General features: G+C 72.1%; 14 protein-coding genes. 9 read left to right on the top strand and 5 right to left on the bottom strand.

The features are described from left to right. Window positions 1–14: 14 nt before the first annotated feature. Complete coding sequence (locus tag ACZ4W9_RS33765; RefSeq protein ID WP_467942231.1) at window positions 15–833, bottom strand: SDR family NAD(P)-dependent oxidoreductase; 819 nt, start codon at window positions 831–833, stop codon at window positions 15–17. Window positions 834–1250: 417 nt separating this feature from the next. Between ACZ4W9_RS33765 and ACZ4W9_RS33760 the strand changes: the two genes are divergently transcribed. The 4 genes from ACZ4W9_RS33760 (at window position 1251) to ACZ4W9_RS33745 (ending at window position 7055) form a co-directional block, all read left to right on the top strand. Then, the gene (locus ACZ4W9_RS33760) at window positions 1251–2273 is read left to right on the top strand and encodes a LacI family DNA-binding transcriptional regulator (protein WP_467942211.1); all 1023 of its coding nucleotides are present in this window, start codon (window positions 1251–1253) and stop codon (window positions 2271–2273) included. 940 nt (window positions 2274–3213) lie between these two features. Further along, entirely contained in the window at window positions 3214–4341 is a 1128-nt protein-coding gene (locus tag ACZ4W9_RS33755; RefSeq protein WP_467942210.1) for a glycoside hydrolase family 12 protein, read from the top strand. Window positions 4342–4459: 118 nt separating this feature from the next. Beyond that, on the top strand, window positions 4460–5578 hold the full coding sequence (locus tag ACZ4W9_RS33750; RefSeq protein ID WP_467942208.1) for a lytic polysaccharide monooxygenase: 1119 nt from the start codon (window positions 4460–4462) through the stop codon (window positions 5576–5578). A 217-nt stretch (window positions 5579–5795) separates the two neighbouring features. Then, on the top strand, window positions 5796–7055 hold the full coding sequence (locus ACZ4W9_RS33745) for a cation:proton antiporter domain-containing protein (protein WP_467942207.1): 1260 nt from the start codon (window positions 5796–5798) through the stop codon (window positions 7053–7055). Window positions 7056–7464: 409 nt separating this feature from the next. Here the strand turns inward: ACZ4W9_RS33745 and ACZ4W9_RS33740 are convergent, their stop codons facing one another. Then, window positions 7465–8007, bottom strand: coding sequence for a hypothetical protein (locus tag ACZ4W9_RS33740; RefSeq protein ID WP_467942206.1), 543 nt, complete (start codon window positions 8005–8007; stop codon window positions 7465–7467). A 216-nt stretch (window positions 8008–8223) separates the two neighbouring features. Between ACZ4W9_RS33740 and ACZ4W9_RS33735 the strand changes: the two genes are divergently transcribed. Continuing rightward, window positions 8224–8583, top strand: coding sequence for a DUF6204 family protein (locus ACZ4W9_RS33735; protein WP_467942204.1), 360 nt, complete (start codon window positions 8224–8226; stop codon window positions 8581–8583). 59 nt (window positions 8584–8642) lie between these two features. Continuing rightward, on the top strand, window positions 8643–9089 hold the full coding sequence (locus ACZ4W9_RS33730) for a MarR family winged helix-turn-helix transcriptional regulator (RefSeq protein WP_467942203.1): 447 nt from the start codon (window positions 8643–8645) through the stop codon (window positions 9087–9089). A gap of 54 nt (window positions 9090–9143) precedes the next feature. Here the strand turns inward: ACZ4W9_RS33730 and ACZ4W9_RS33725 are convergent, their stop codons facing one another. Then, window positions 9144–9554 (bottom strand): pyrophosphohydrolase domain-containing protein, encoded by a 411-nt coding sequence (locus ACZ4W9_RS33725; RefSeq protein WP_467942201.1) that lies wholly within the window; start codon window positions 9552–9554, stop codon window positions 9144–9146. A 99-nt stretch (window positions 9555–9653) separates the two neighbouring features. Between ACZ4W9_RS33725 and ACZ4W9_RS33720 the strand changes: the two genes are divergently transcribed. Next, window positions 9654–10652 carry a TAXI family TRAP transporter solute-binding subunit gene (locus ACZ4W9_RS33720; protein ID WP_467942200.1) on the top strand — a complete coding sequence of 333 codons (999 nt, stop codon included), beginning with the start codon at window positions 9654–9656 and terminating at the stop codon, window positions 10650–10652. Window positions 10653–10767: 115 nt separating this feature from the next. Here the strand turns inward: ACZ4W9_RS33720 and ACZ4W9_RS33715 are convergent, their stop codons facing one another. Next, window positions 10768–12198, bottom strand: a complete 1431-nt coding sequence (locus ACZ4W9_RS33715) for a sensor histidine kinase (protein ID WP_467942199.1) — start codon at window positions 12196–12198, stop codon at window positions 10768–10770. Between the two features lie 9 nt (window positions 12199–12207). Then, on the bottom strand, window positions 12208–12894 hold the full coding sequence (locus tag ACZ4W9_RS33710) for a response regulator transcription factor (RefSeq protein WP_467942198.1): 687 nt from the start codon (window positions 12892–12894) through the stop codon (window positions 12208–12210). Between the two features lie 296 nt (window positions 12895–13190). On the opposite strand from ACZ4W9_RS33710, the gene ACZ4W9_RS33705 reads away from it, so the two are divergent. After that, complete coding sequence (locus ACZ4W9_RS33705; RefSeq protein WP_467942196.1) at window positions 13191–13967, top strand: amino acid ABC transporter ATP-binding protein; 777 nt, start codon at window positions 13191–13193, stop codon at window positions 13965–13967. Window positions 13968–14031: 64 nt separating this feature from the next. Continuing rightward, a complete protein-coding gene (locus ACZ4W9_RS33700; protein WP_467942195.1) occupies window positions 14032–14862 on the top strand; it encodes a glutamate ABC transporter substrate-binding protein in 831 nt (276 codons plus the stop codon). The last annotated feature ends 109 nt before the right edge of the window (window positions 14863–14971 follow it).

Genomic DNA, 14971 nt, shown 5'->3' with positions numbered 1-14971 from the left:
CTCAGCGGGCGGGCTCAGGGGGCGGCGGCGCCGCGTGGCGTGATCCGGTAGTCGAAGCCGAGGGTCCCGGGATCGAGGGCCGTCGCCCCGCCGTCCACGGTGAGCACCGCCCCGTTGACGTAGGAGGCCGCCGGGGACAGCAGCCAGGCGATCGCCTCCGCGACCTCGCGGGGCTCGCCGGGGCGGCCCTGGGGCAGCAGCCTGGTCGCCTCCGCGTAGGCGTCCTCCATACCGCCGGGCAGGTGCTCCTCCTCGGCGAAGCGGGCCATGCGCCGGTCGGCCATCTCGGTGCGCACCCAGCCCGGGCAGACGGTGTTGGCGCGCACACCCTGCCGGCCGTAGTCGACGGCGACGGAACGGCACAGCTGCAACAGGGCCGCCTTGGAGGTGGCGTACGGGGCGTTGCCGGTGCCGTTGCGCAGCGCGGACACCGACGCCACGGCGACCACCGCGCCCTTGGTCTCCAGCAGGTGCGGGATCGCGGCGCGCAGCAGGAGCAGCGGGCCGGTGAGGTTGGTGCGCATCACCTCGTCCCAGTCGCGCAGCGACATGTCGCCGACGGCGCCGCCACGTCCGATGCCCGCGTTCAGCACCACTCCGTCGAGCCGTCCGTACGCGTCCAGGGTCGCCCGGACGAGCCCCTCGACGGCGTCGGGGTCCCCCATGTCGGACGGATGCGCCAGCGCGCCGGTCTCCCGCGCGAGGCGCTCCAGCGGCTCGGTCCGCCGACCGGAGACGACCACGTGGTGCCCGGCCCCGGCGAGCAGCCGGGCCGTGGCCTGTCCGATGCCCGAACCCCCGCCGGTCACGACGACAACCCTTTTGTCCTCCACCAGTTCCGGCCCCTTCACCAAGATCGACGAATTCGCCCAGCGGGTCCGAGCTTAGGGCCCGGTGATCTTCGGGTGACGAGTTCCGGCCAGCGCACCGGAGCGGCAGGACGATCCGTCCCGCGCGGCCGGCTCCGGTTCCGGTGCACGCGCGACCACCAGCTCGGACGGCGACGACGGCGCCCGGGCCACGCGCACCCCCTCCTTACCGGCGAGTTCACGCCGAGTTGCCGCCCGGGGCCACCGGGCGTCCGGGGTGGTGCCGGACGCGCCGTCGTGCGCCTGGGCAGCAGCCGTGGCGCCGGACGCCGCCGGAGGCCTCCCGGCCGGTGGGCGCCATACCGGTCGTCATCGGGAGAAGCCGTGTGCGCGATGCCCTGTGAATCGTAAGATCGGGGATCTCGTGGGGGGAGGTGCTCAATGGGCAGGCGGCGCCCTGAAACGCCGACGCTGGAGGAGGTGGCCGCCCGCGCCGGAGTGGGCCGGGGCACGGTCTCCCGCGTCGTCAACAACGCGGCGGGGGTGAAGGACTCGACACGCCAGGCCGTGCAGCAAGCCATCGCCGAACTGGGGTACGTGCCGAATCTCGCGGCCCGGACCCTGGCCGGCCGGCGCGCCGACGCGGTCGCGCTCGTCGTGACGGAGCCGGACTGGAGACTGTTCGCGGAGCCGTTCTTCTCGGAGATCGTCAGCTCGCTGGGGGACGCGCTGACCGACACCGGGATGCAGCTGCTGCTGACGATGATCCGCTCGGACACCGAACGGAAACGGTTCCTGGAGTACGCCCGCGGCGGCCGGGTCGACGGCGCGCTGCTGATCTCCGTGCACGCCGACGACTCCCTGCCCGACATGCTGGCCGAGGCCGGGCTGCCGACGGTCATGCTGGGCCGCCGCTCGGGCGACGAGCACGTCAGCTACGTCGACGCGGACAACGCCGGGGGCGCCCGCAGCGCGGTCACCCACCTGCTGGCCACGGGGCGCAAGGCGATCGCCACGATCACCGGGCCGCTCGACATGTACGCCGCCCAGTGCCGGCTGCGCGGCTACCGCCAGGCACTGGCGTCGGTCGGGCTGGGCACCGACGCGTCCTGGATCGCCGAGAGCGACTTCACCGAGGAGAGCGGCCGGCATGCCATGGCCGCGCTGCTGGAACGGCATCCGGAGATCGACGGGGTGCTCGCCGCGTCGGACACCACGGCGGCCGGTGCGCTGGGGGCGCTGCGGGCGGCGGGGCGACGGGTGCCGGAGGACGTCGCCGTCATCGGTTTCGACGACTTCCCGCTGGCCGAACAGACCGAGCCCCGCCTGACCACGGTCCGCCAGCCCCTGACCGACATCGGTCGGGCCATGGTCCGACTCCTGCTGGAGGAAATCGACGAACCGGCGGTGGCCTGGCGCCACGTCATCCTCCGGACCGAACTGATACGCCGCGATTCGGCCTGACGAGGGACGGGCTCACAGGGGTGCCCGGACGGAGTTCCGGGCACCCCTGTGAGCGCGTGCGGGCGGGCTGGCTGGCCGGCGAAGGCGTGTCGCGGCCTACGGCAGGGACATACGCCCGCATTCATCCCGGGGAGATCCCGCGCGGCCTCAGCGAGGAACGCGCCGGCGGAGGCACGAGCCTGACGCAGAACGAGTTGCCCCGGGTGTGGTTCGGTGGTGGCTCGACCGACGGCGCGGGCTCAAGGTGAAACGGGCACGGAGGCATGGGTGGACAGGGCCCAGGCAGCCCTCCGCTCGCGGCTTCCAGCGAGGGGCGGGCCCACGGAGGCACGGGGCCTGAGGCAGGCACGGGCTGCCGCGGGAACGGCTCGGCTGACGGCGGCGGCTCGGCCGACGGCGGCGGGACAGGGCGTCATGCGGGCGGCGGCGCCCACTTGCGGCGGCGCGAACGGTCCACGGCCCAGCCGCTCCGACGGTTCACAGCGGGACCGGCTGCACCACGCGCGTGTACGGCCGCTTCCGCCCCCACGCCGGTTCAGGCCGCCCCTCCGCCGCGCCACTGGCGAACAGGGGCACGTACGGGCGCGTCGGGGGCCGCCGTGAGGCGTTGCGCACCGCTGCGTCGGCCACGCGCCGCCGTCGGGCCGCGCCGCTTGAGGCCGCGTCACGCGTCAGGCCGCGCGCCCGTGCGCGGCGGAGTCGACGGGGGAACCGGCCGTCACCCCCGCATTCGGGAGCGCTCCCAGCCAGCGGCGCCGGGAAACCGTCGGCCCTCACCCGTCTCACCTGCGCCTTCGAAACCTCTTCGACACATTCCCCGCGCAACACCTTGTCAGGGGCATGAACACTCCCTACAGTCCCTGCCCAACGGAGGTAATGGGAGCGCTCCCATTCTGCGCTGGGAGCGCTCCCGCATCCGACCGTCCCCGAGAGGACCCGCATGCGACCGTCAACGCACTCCGCCCGTGGAGCGAGTGGCCTGATCGGCGTGCTGTTCGCCGTGCTCGCCGCACTGGCGGCCCTGCTCACCACGGCCCCGGCGGCCCAGGCCGACACCGCGATCTGCGAACAGTACGGTTCGACGACGATCCAGGGCCGTTACGTCGTCCAGAACAACCGCTGGGGCACCAGCGAGGCCCAGTGCATCAACGTCACGGACAACGGCTTCCGGATCACCCAGGCCGACGGCTCGGTGCCGACGAACGGCGCCCCGAAGTCGTACCCGTCCGTCTACAACGGCTGCCACTACACCAACTGCTCGCCCGGAACCAAACTTCCGGCCCAGCTCAGCACCATCTCCAGCGCACCCACCAGCATCTCGTACTCCTATGTGAGCAACGCGGTGTACGACGCCGCGTACGACATCTGGCTCGACCCCACGCCCCGCACCGACGGCGTCAGCCGGACCGAGATCATGGTCTGGTTCAACAAGGTCGGCTCCATCCAGCCGGTGGGCTCGCAGGTCGGCACCGCCACCGTGGCCGGGCGCCAGTGGCAGGTGTGGTCCGGCAACAACGGCTCCAACGACGTGCTGTCCTTCGTCGCCCCGTCGGCGATCAGCAGCTGGAGCTTCGACGTCATGGACTTCGTCCGGCAGGCCGTCTCCCGCGGGCTGGCGCAGAACAGCTGGTACCTGACGAGCGTCCAGGCCGGCTTCGAGCCCTGGCAGAACGGTGCCGGACTCGCCGTGACCGCGTTCTCCTCCACCGTCAACACCGGCGGCAGCGGACCCGGCGGTCCCGGGAGCCCCGCGGCCTGCCAGGTGACGTACGGGACCAGCGTCTGGTCCGGCGGCTTCACCGCCGACGTCACCATCGCCAACACCGCCGCGACCCCGGTCGACGGCTGGCAGCTGGCGTTCACCCTGCCCGTCGGGCAGCGCGTCACCAGCGCCTGGAACGCGGGACTCACGCCGTCGTCCGGCGCGGTCACGGCCACGAACCTGGCCCACAACGGGCAGATCGCGGCCGGCGGCCGGGTGTCCTTCGGCTTCCAGGGCACGTACAGCGGCACGTTCGCCAAGCCCGCCGCGTTCAGCCTCAACGGAACCGCCTGCACCACCGCGTGACGCGCGCCCCCGCGTCCCGTCCCCCACGCACCCTGCCCGAGGAGCACACATGAGGAATCCACCGGACGAGACCCTCCCGGGGCGTACCGTCCGCCCGATCCAACGGAAGGAGACAATCGTGGCCCGACGCGGCAGGCTCCTGTCGGTCGTGGCGGCCTTGTCGACCCTGCTGGCCGCGCTCGGCCTGGCCCTGCTGGGTCAGGGCAGCGCCAAGGCGCACGGGGTGGCGATGCTGCCCGGCTCCCGTACTTATCTGTGTTATCTGGACGGCCGCACGGGGACCGGCGGGATGAACCCGTCCAACCCGGCGTGCAAGGACGCGCTGGCCAAGAGCGGGGCGACGGCGCTGTACAACTGGTTCGCCGTACTCGACTCCAACGCCGGTGGCCGGGGGTCCGGTTACGTTCCGGACGGCACCCTGTGCAGCGCCGGCGACCGGTCGCCGTACGACTTCTCCGCGTACAACGCCGCCCGCTCGGACTGGCCGCGCACCCACCTGACCAGCGGGGCGACGATCCAGGCGCAGTACAGCAACTGGGCGGCCCACCCGGGTAGTTTCCGGGTCTACCTCACCAAGGCCGGCTGGTCGCCCACCACTCCGCTGCGCTGGGCCGACCTCGACCTGATCCAGACCGTCACCAACCCGCCCCAGCAGGGATCGGCCGGCACCGACGGCGGCCACTACTACTGGGACATGAAGCTGCCCGCCGGGCGCTCCGGTGACGCGCTGATGTTCATCCAGTGGGTCCGTTCGGACAGCCAGGAGAACTTCTTCTCCTGCTCCGACGTCGTCTTCGACGGCGGCCACGGCGAGGTGACGGGCATCGGCGGCTCCGGCACCACGCCCACGCCGACTCCGACCCCGACGCCCACACCCACCCCGACCCCGACCCCGACGCCCACGGACCCGCACACCGGTTCCTGCATGGCCACGTACTCCGTGGTCAGCGCGTGGAACGGTGGCTTCCAGGCGTCCGTCGAGGTGATGAACCACGGGACCGCGCCGCTCGACGGCTGGGCCGTGGCCTGGAAACCCGGCACCGGCACCAAGATCAGCAGCCTGTGGAACGGAACGCAGAGCACCGCCTCCGACGGCACGGTCACGGTCCGCAACGCGGACCACAACCGGGTGATCCCGGCCGACGGCACCACCACGTTCGGCTTCACCGCCACCTCCACCGGCAACAACCTGCCCGCCGGAACGATTGGTTGTGTCACGGCCCAGAGCACTTCCTGAGGACCGTGCGCCAGGCGCCGCCTCCCCGGCCCGCACCCGGGGAGGCGGCGCGTTCCGTTTGCCGGCGTCCCGCCGAGGAGGGCGTGCGTCCCGTTTCGGCCACCCGGATGGGGACATTGACAAGGCGGGTACGCACACCGAAGCATTGCTGGGCACGTCTACGGCACCTCACTAGTTCCCGGGCGGCACACGCGGCCCGTCGTCAAGGCAGGTACCGATGACCACGAACCAGCTGTTCGCCCTCTTCTGCGACCTCGCCCTCATCATCGTGCTCGCCCGAATACTGGGCGCCGTGGCACAACGCTTCTCCCAGCCCGCGGTCATCGGGGAGGTGCTCGCGGGCATTCTGCTCGGCCCCACTCTTCTCGGCCATTCCGCGCCGGAGTTCCTGTTTCCCACCGACATACGGCCGATGCTCACCGCGCTCGCCGATGTGGGCATGGCCGTTTTCATGTTCATCGTGGGCCTGGAACTGGACCGGAAGATCCTGCGCGGCACCGGAAAGCTGGCCGCCACCGTGGCGGTCTCCTGCATCCTGCTGCCGTTCGCACTCGGCAGTCTGCTCGCCCTGATGCTGGCCGGCGACCACGCCCCGGACCACCGGCTGAGTTTCGTGCTCTTCATGGGCACGGCGATGTCGGTGACCGCCTTTCCGGTACTGGCCCGCATTCTCACGGACCGGAAGATGCAGCACACCCCGATCGGCGGGCTGGCGCTGGCCTGCGCCGCGATCGGTGACGTGCTCGCCTGGTGCATGCTCGCCGCCGTGGTCGCCCTGGCCGGCGGTGGGGGCGGCGACCAGTGGCTTCTGGTGCTGCTCGTGCCGTACGCCGCCGTGATGGTGTGGGTGGTCCGCCCACTGCTGCGCAGGCTGGTGGTCGCCGGCGGCAACCGGCTGACGTCCTCGGTGCTGACGGTCGTCCTCGCGGGACTGCTCGTCTCGGGGGCGATCACCGAGCGGATCGGCCTGCATTTCATTTTCGGCGCGTTCCTCTTCGGGGTGGTGATGCCGAAGGAATCCACGGAGCGGCTCCGCGCGGACATCATCGACCGGATCGGCCATGTGAGCGGTCAGCTACTGCAACCGGTCTTCTTCATCATCGTGGGCCTGAAGGTCGATCTGTCCGATCTGGGAGGCTCCGGCTGGCTGGACTTCGCGTTCATTCTGCTCGTGGCGGTCAGCGGGAAATTCCTCGGCGCGTTCCTGAGCGCCCGGGCTTTCGGTGTCACGGCACGCCAGTCGGCGGTGCTCGCCACACTGATGAACACCAGAGGGCTCACCGAGCTGATCATTCTGACCGCCGGTCTGCAACTCGGCGTACTGGACGAGCGGTTGTACTCCCTGATGGTCGTGATGGCCGTCGTGACGACGGCGATGGCGGGGCCGCTGCTCGCCGTCCTGCGGCCCCGCGCCCTGGCCGACCAGGAACCCGTCATCCCGGTCCGGGACGCCCAGCCGCCGGCCACCAAGCGCTGAACCCGTCCGGTTTCCGGCCTGCCACCGCTCCGGTCCAGTCCTCGGTGGCCGGGTCGTGCGGGGTGTTCACCGTCCTCCGGTTGCGGGGGCGGCCAGGGTGCGGGCCGACGGGGCGCGGCAGGACCATGACGGACACCTGGAGGCCGGCCGCGACCCGCCGCTCGGCGTGCGCGGCCGGCTCGGCGGTGCGGCGGCTCCGCGGGCGCTCGCGGGCCGGGCGCGCCGAACACCACGTTGCCGCTCCGCGGATGGGTCCGGACGGCCTCACACTCCAGGCGGCCGACCGGGCACCCGGAGTGTGAGGCCCTCCGCCATCCGCCAGGGCGATCCCGGTCCGGTCGCCGGCGTTGGTCCCGCGCAGCGGCGCGACCCGCTTCGTCCTGCCCCGGCCGCTCTCGCGCACGGGCCCTCACCGGCCGAAGTCCGCGCCGAACGCGCCCAGTTCGTTCCGCATCTCGCGTCGGGCCCGCCGCAGCCGGCCCCAGAGTTCGTCGATGCTCTCCCGAACGGCCTCCGCCGAGTCCCCGACACGCGGGGCGCCGTCGTCCAGGCGGCGGAGCATGCCGTAGACCGCCCCCAGGTCGTGGCTGAGGTCGGCCACGAGGGCGAGCACCCGCTCCGGCAACCGCATCTGGGCCTCGGCGTAGACGTCGCGGTACTGGTCGCGGGCCTCCGTGAGCCGCTGCCGTACGAGCCGCAGCTCCTCGTCCCGGCCCAGCGCGTGCACCTGGTCGGTCAGCGCGGCAAGGTACTGCCGCGCCGAGGCGTTCAGGGCGACGGAGCAGGCGCGCAGTTCCTGGGCGTGCCGACGCCGTTCCCGCACCTGTTCGGCGCGGTCCAGCTCGCGCCGCCGGCCGCGGTCGGCCGCGCGCTGGGTCAGCAGCGCGGACAACAGCGTCCCGACGACTCCGACGACCGCGACCACGGGCGCGGTCACCTCCCCGACGTCCACCCCGCCTCCACACCGTAGTTCCGCCACGTTCAGGAAAGCAGCGGTGTGCGCCGGGGTGAACGGCCGACCCGGACCTCGCCCGGTGTTCGCCCCGCCGCCGACCAGGCAGGACGGCCGCGGCGGCGGCCCCGGGCCGCCCGGGTCCGCGGCCCGCCGCGGGAGGGCCTTCCGGAAACCGGTTGGAGGTCGCTGCTCCGCCGTGCCTACAGTCGCCACATGACCACACGGACCTTCCGCATCACCGTCCGCGGCGCCTTCGACGGCCTCACCGAGGCCCAGCGCGCCGCCCTGCTCGCCGACGCCGCCGAACACGACGTCCTGCGCGCCGCGTTCACGCCCGAGGGAACCCTCACCTACGACATCGCCGCCCGGCCCGCGTTCGTCTTCCGCTTCTCCGCCACGGGCGAGAAGGAGGAGGACATCCTGGCGGCGACCGAGCGGGCCGAGCAGGCGGCCACGTCCTGGCTGACCGGGCGCGGCTACGGCTTCAAGCACCTGCGGGCCACCGCCGAGGACCTCTCCCAGGCACCCCTGGGCAAGCGGCAGCGCCGCGCCGCCCGGGCGACCGGCTCCTGAACCGTGACCATAAACTTGAGCAGTCAAGGAGTCGGCAAGAGAAGCACGGGGCGGGAGCGATGAGCGAGGAAGCGCTGGACGCGGCGCTGCGGCTGGTACGGGCCCAGGCGGCGCTGGTACGGCGGTTCGACGCGCGGCTCGGCGGGCTGCACGGCGTCAGCCTCGCCGACTTCACGCTGCTGCTCCGGCTGGCCCGGTCACCCGGCGGCCGGATGCGCCGGGTCGACCTGGCCGAGGCGCTGGGGCTGACCGCCTCCGGGGTCACGCGCGGGCTCGCTCCGCTGGAGCGGACCGGGCTGGTGACCCGGGAGCCGGACGCCCGGGACGCGCGCGTGGCCTACGCGGCGCTGACCGGGACCGGGCGGCGGCTGCTGACGGAGATGCTGGCCACGGCGCAGGAGACGGCCGCCGAGGTCTTCGCCGCCCCGGCCTGGCCGGCGGCGGACCTCGCCCGTCTCACGGACCTGCTGACCCGCCTGGGCGGCACGGGCCTGACGGACCGCTGACGGGCACCGCTGCGCCGCCTCGGGGGCCCGGCGTCGCGTGGCCGGCCGTGGGCGTCAGGCCCCGTCGCCTCCCGGTATCCAGCCCTGGCGGCGCAGTACGGCGGAGACGTCCGGTGCGCGGTAGTGCTCGCCCTTGAGCACCTTGCCGTCGGCGCGGCGGGCCACCTGGCCGTCCGGGCCGCGCTTGCTCATGTTGGCGCGGTGGATCTCGGCGATCACCTCGTCGAGGTCGATGCCGTGCACCAGGGCCGTGCCGTAGGCCACGTACACCACGTCGGCCAGCTCGTGCGCGAGCCGGTCCAGGGGCCCCCGGACCGCGACCTCGGCGACCTCCGCGGCCTCCTCGGCGAGCAGGTCGCCCCGGTGGGCGGCCAGGGCGGGATCCACCTCCGTCGGCGTGGCGCGGACGTCGAGACCGAAGGCGCGGTGGAACTCGTGGACGAGACGGGCGGGCGAAGTGCTCATGCGGCGACTGTAACGGGCGGCACCGACAACGCCCCCCGGCCGCGGTCGCTGCGACCCCGGCCCTGGTCAGCGCCGTACTCAAGCTGGCAGGATCGCCGCATGTCCAAGGTGTTCCCCCGGGTCGGCAGGCGCACGGCGCTCCAGGGCACGGCCGTAGGAGTCGTGGCTCTCGGGCTGCTGCTGTGGTGGCTGCTGCCGCTCGGTGACGAGCCGCCGAGCGGAACGATCGTGTTCAGCACCGGTACGTCCCGCGGGGTCTACCAGGAGTACGGCGAGCGGTTGCGCACCGAGATGGACCGGGACATGCCGGGGCTCACGGTGAAGCTGCTCACCAGCGCCGGTTCCCAGGAGAACGTGGAGCGGGTGGCGACCGGGCAGGCCGACTTCACGATCGCGGCGGCCGACGCGGTGGCGGCGTACGAGCTGCGGCACGGCAGCGGCGCCGGACGGCTGCGCGGGGTGGCCCGGCTCTACGACGACTACGTGCAGCTCATCGTGGCCCCGGACTCGGACATCAGGAACGTCGCGGACCTGCGGCACAAGCGGGTGGCGATAGGGCTGCCCGATTCCGGGGTGCGGCTGATAGCCGAGCGGGTGCTGCGGGCCGCCGGCATCGATCCGCGCAAGGACATCACCCCGGCCGGGGACGGCATCGACGTCGGTCCGGCGCGGCTGCGGGCGGGGAAGATCGACGCCTTCTTCTGGTCCGGCGGGCTGCCCACGAAGGGGCTGGCCGGGCTGGCGGAGAAGGGCGCCTTCCGGTTCGTGCCGATAGACGACGATCTGGTCGCCCGGCTGCACCGCCAGGGCGAGAGCGCACGCTACTACCGGTCCACCGACATTCCCGAGTCGGCCTACCCGAAGGCGCAGCAGAACGCCCCGGTTCCGACGATCGCCGTGTCCAACGTGCTGATGACCCGTACGGACGTCGATCCCCGGCTGACGGAATGGGTGACCCGCACGGTGATCAAGAGCCGGGACGGCATCGGCGCCCATGTCCACTCCGCGCAACTGGTCGACCTGCGCACCGCCATCTACACCGACCCCCTCCCCCTCCAGGAGGGCGCCCGGCGGTACTACCGGTCGGTGAAGCCCTGACCCGGCGCTCCTGCCGTTCGGTGAGGCCCTGGACCGGCGCCGGCGTGCGCGTCACCCCGGCACGCGCGCGTCGGGCCCGGCCCGCGTCCCCGTCCCGCGACGACCGCCGCGCCGCCTAGCCGGCGCCCGTGCGGGTCCCGGCGCTCTCCGCGTGCCGGGGCAGCCGGACGGTGACCCGCAGTCCCCGCGGGTCGTGGTGGGCGTAGTGGATCGAGCCGCCGCCCGCCGCGAGCAGGGCGCGGGTGATGGACAGGCCGAGGCCCGAGCCCTTCACGTTCTGGTGCCGGCCGCTGCGCCAGAAACGGTCGCCCACGCGCGCGAGTTCCTCGTCGGTGAGGCCGGGGCCGGTGTCCGTGACGACGACCGTGGTGGTGTCGCCGTCCGCGGCGACGGCGACCTCGACGGTGCCGCCCTCCGGGGTGAACTTCACGGCGTTGTCGATCACCGCGTCCAGGGCGCTGGACAGGGCGATGGGATCGGCCCAGGCGGTGGTGGGCGGGCAGTCGCCGGTCAGCCGGACGCCCCTGGCCCGGGCGGCCGGTGCCCAGGCGGCCACCCGCTCCCCGGCCAGCGCGCCGATGTCGGTCAGAGCGAGGTCGGCCTCGGCGTGCTCGGCCAGCGCCAGGTCGAGCAGGTCGTCCAGGACCCGCGCGAGACGCTTGCCCTCGGTGCGCACCGAGGCGATCTCGGGATTGTCCTCGGGGAGTTCGAGCGCGAGCAGTTCGATGCGCAGCAACAGCGCGGCGAGCGGGTTGCGCAACTGGTGCGAGGCGTCGGCGACGAAGGCGCGCTGCTGCTCCAGCACGGCCTCGACGTTGTCCGCCATCTCGTTGAACGACCGGGCCAGCCGCCTGAGTTCCGGCGGGCCCCCGGCGACCGCGACGCGGGACTTGAGCCGCCCGGTGGCGATGTCGTGCGTGGTGGCGTCCAGGACCCTCACCGGCTTGAGCACCCAGCCGGTCAGCCTGAGCGCGGCGCCCACGGCGAGCAGCATGGCCGCGATCTCGCCGGCGCCTATGACCAGCCAGCCGCGCAGGATCCGGGACCGCAGCTGGCCGGTGGGCGACTCGGTGACCACGACCGCGACGACGTCCCCGTCCCGGATCACCGGCGAGGCGACGACGAGCCGGCTGCGCTGCCAGGGCCAGGCCTGCGGCGGGTCGTGGCTGCGCCGGCTGAGCAGCGCCTCGTCGAACGCCCGGCGTACCTCGCCCGTGCTCGGGACGAACCAGTCCTCGGGCGCGCTGGCCATCGCCTCCGTACGGTTGCGGTAGAAGACGCCGGCCCGGATGCCGTAGACGTCGTAGTAGCTCGCCAGTTCGCTGCGCAGGCTCTCGCGGCGCTCGTCGGTGGTGGTGCGGCGGGATCCGCCGGGCCCGTCGGTGACGAACTGGGCGAGCGCGGCGAACCGGGCCGTGTCGTCGATCCGGTCGACGACGACGCCCTGCTGCTGGGCGGCGGCCAGACTGCCGGCGAGCGGGATGCCGAGCGCGAGCAGTACGGCCGCCAGCAGCACGATGAGCAGCGGGAGGAGACGTGTGCGCACCCGTCCCCGCTAGGCGGCCGGGGCGACGAGCCGGTAGCCGACGCCGCGTACGGTCTCGATCAGCGCGGGCATGCGCAGTTTGGCGCGCAGGGAGGCGACGTGCACCTCCAGGGTGCGGCCGGTGCCCTCCCAGCTGGTGCGCCAGACCTCGCTGATGATCTGCTCCCGCCGGAAGACCACGCCGGGGCGCTGCGCGAGCAGGGCGAGCAGGTCGAACTCCTTGCGGGTCAGCTGGATCAGCGTGCCGTCCACGCTGACCTGGCGGGTGGGCAGTTCGATCCGGACGGCGCCGAGCAGCAGGGCGCTCTCGCCGCCGGCGACGGGGTCCTCGGGGACGGTGCGCCGGCTGACGGCGTGGATCCGGGCGAGCAGTTCCCCGGTGTCGTACGGCTTGACCACGTAGTCGTCGGCGCCCAGGTTGAGGCCGTGGATGCGGGAGCGGACGTCGGCGCGGGCGGTGACCATGATCACCGGTGTGCTGGTGCGCTTGCGGATCTTGCCGCAGACCTCGTAGCCGTCCTGGTCGGGCAGGCCGAGGTCGAGCAGGACGACGCCGAAGCCGTTGCCCTCGGGGACGAGCGCCTGGAGGGCCTCCTCGCCGCTGCGCGCGTGGGTGACCTGGAAGCCGTGGCGCGCCAGGACGGCCGACAGGGCCGCGGCGACGTGGTTGTCGTCCTCGACGAGCAGCAGTCTCATCCCCGCCCCCTCCGGTTCAGCGGTCGTACGGTCTCGGTTTCCGTCCGCCTTGTAGATCACAGGCACGCACGCGTGCACCATGGCAGTGACGCCGATGGACCAGGACGGCGTCAAGAGCCTTCAGGTTGCCCGCGTCTTCCGTTATCCGGCCGATACGCGCGCGGACCACAAGTGCCACGGCACGTGTCCGATTGCTACCGGATCGTGATGCTCAAGTCTCCCTCAGATGTGATGACGCAGGTCACAGCCCCTCACTACTGTCCTCGGAAACCCGAGGAGGACGGAGCCCGAGAGCGATGACCAAAGTATCGGTGGCCAAGGAAGACGTGGCCACGTCCGACGAACTGGTCGTCCTGAAGAGCGTCAACAAGCACTTCGGCGCGTTGCACGTGCTCCAGGACATCGACCTGACGATCGCCCGCGGCGAGGTCGTCGTGGTCATCGGGCCCTCCGGGTCCGGTAAGTCGACGCTGTGCCGCACCATCAACCGCCTGGAGACGATCGATTCGGGCGCGATCACGATCGACGGCAAGCCCCTGCCGCACGAGGGCCGGGAGCTGGCGCGGCTGCGGGCGGACGTCGGGATGGTGTTCCAGTCGTTCAACCTGTTCGCGCACAAGACCGTGCTCGAGAACGTGATGCTGGGTCAGGTCAAGGTCCGCAAGGCGGACAAGAAGCAGGCCGAGGAGAAGGCCCGGTCGCTGCTGGACCGGGTCGGCGTGGGCACCCAGGCCGACAAGTACCCCGCCCAGCTGTCCGGCGGTCAGCAGCAGCGGGTCGCGATCGCGCGGGCGCTGGCGATGGATCCGAAGGTCATGCTGTTCGACGAGCCGACCTCCGCCCTCGACCCCGAGATGATCAACGAGGTCCTGGAGGTCATGCAGCAGCTCGCGCGCGAGGGCATGACGATGATCGTCGTCACGCACGAGATGGGTTTCGCGCGGTCGGCCGCGAACCGGGTCGTCTTCATGGCGGACGGCCGGATCGTCGAACAATCCTCGCCCGAGCAGTTCTTCAGCAACCCGCGCAGCGACCGGGCCAAGGACTTCCTGTCCAAGATCCTGCACCACTGACCGGCACGGCCCCGCCGCCCGCGCCGCAGGGACTCGTTCCTCACCACTCAGAAGGATGTTCACGATGAAGCTCCGCAAGGTCACCGCCGCCTCGGCCGTCCTCCTCGCCCTCTCCGTGGCCGCCACCGCGTGCGGCGGCGACAAGGACGACAAGGGTTCCGACGGTGGCAAGAAGATCACCGTCGGCATCAAGTTCGACCAGCCGGGCATCGGCCAGAAGACGCCGCAGGGTTACTCGGGCTTCGATGTCGACGTGGCCACCTATGTCGCCGAGAAGCTCGGTTACAAGGACGACCAGATCGAGTGGAAGGAGTCGAAGAGCGCCGACCGCGAGACCATGCTGCAGCGCGGTGACGTCGACTTCATCGTCGCGTCCTACTCGATCACCCCGGAGCGCCAGAAGCTGGTCGACTTCGCCGGTCCGTACCTGCTGGCCCACCAGGACGTACTGGTCCGCGCGGACGACACGTCCATCAAGTCGGCGCAGGACCTGAACAAGGCGCGGCTGTGTTCGGTCACCGGCTCCACCTCGGCGCAGAACGTCAAGGAGAAGCTGGCCCCCAAGGCGCAGCTCCAGAAGTACCCGACGTACTCGGCCTGCCTGACCGGTCTGCAGAACAAGGCGATCGACGCCCTGACCACGGACGACTCGATCCTCGCCGGCTACGCCTCGCAGTCCCAGTTCAAGGGCAAGTTCAAGCTCGGCGGCCTGAAGATGACGAACGAGAACTACGGCATCGGCGTCAAGAAGGGCAGCGACCTCAAGGGCAAGATCAACAAGGCCCTCGAGACGATGGTCTCCGACGGCTCCTGGCAGAAGGCCGTGGACAAGAACTTCGGACCGGCCGGCTACAAGAACGAGTCCGCCCCGAAGATCGGCGAGATCAAGAGCTGAGGCAACGCCCGGCGGGGGGGGGGGGGGGGGGGGGGGGGGGGGGGGGGGGGGGGGGGAAGGGGGAGAGGGGGGGGGGGGGGGGGGGGTTGTTTTTTTTTGTTGATGTTCT

It is taken from the genome of Streptomyces sp. NPDC029296, from assembly GCF_055569255.1.
This window is presented reverse-complemented; position numbering and strand designations above follow the sequence as displayed.